At 68.7% G+C, this 725-nt stretch carries 2 pseudogenes; both read left to right on the top strand.

The annotated features are described in order from the left end of the window. Nucleotides 1–4: 4 nt before the first annotated feature. Nucleotides 5–412, top strand: a pseudogene (gene pcaC, locus CSC70_RS13900) (4-carboxymuconolactone decarboxylase); the annotation flags it as partial. 172 nt (nt 413–584) lie between these two features. Beyond that, nucleotides 585–725: pseudogene (locus CSC70_RS13895) on the top strand (alpha/beta hydrolase); the annotation flags it as partial.

Below are 725 nucleotides of genomic sequence, written 5' to 3'. Positions count from 1 at the left end.
CCCCATGCACGAAGGCGTACGGTATCAAGCCGGCATGTGTGAACGCCGCCGCGGCCTTGGCGATGCGAATGACGATCGCGCGCTGACCGCGCGCAGCGCCTTCACCGAGGAATTACAGGACCTGATCACCCGCTACGCCTGGGGCGGCATCTGGACCCGCGACGGCCTGCCGGCCCACACCCGGTCGCTGATCACCTTGTCGATGATGGTCGGCCTGGGCCACGACGAAGAATTCAAGCTGCACGTGCGTGCGGCGCCCAACAACGGCTTGACGCCTGCGCAGGTCAAGGAAGTGCGGCTGCAGGCGTCGATCTACTGCGGCGTGCCGGCCGCCAACCACGCGTTCGCGCTGGCCAGGCCGATCCTGGAAGAACAAGCCGCCGACGCCGGCACAGCATCGGCGGCGCAACCCGGGGAAGGTCGTCTCGGTGGGCGGACAGACCGACTGCGCTCACCGCCAGGCGCGCGCGGTCGGTACTCAGTCCGGCGTGGACCATTCGTACACTGTGTGCCTGGCACACCGCCCACTTCGGCCTGCGCGCGCACGTTGGCCGCGCTCAACCCACCGCGTCCGGAGACATCGCATGCCGCGTCGATTTGCCTGCCTGCTGTTACTGCTATTGGCTGCTGCGGCGCTGCACGCACAACCGCAGCCCGGCCCCGGCACCGTGTTGTCGAAGGTGCGCACCGACGATGGGCAGACGCTGGCGGTGTGGTCGCGGGTG

Source organism: Pseudoxanthomonas kalamensis DSM 18571 (assembly GCF_010211745.1).
In the GTDB taxonomy this organism is placed as follows: domain Bacteria; phylum Pseudomonadota; class Gammaproteobacteria; order Xanthomonadales; family Xanthomonadaceae; genus Pseudoxanthomonas_A; species Pseudoxanthomonas_A kalamensis.
The sequence above is the reverse complement of the archived record's forward strand: the minus strand, read 5'-3'. Positions and strand labels throughout refer to the sequence as shown.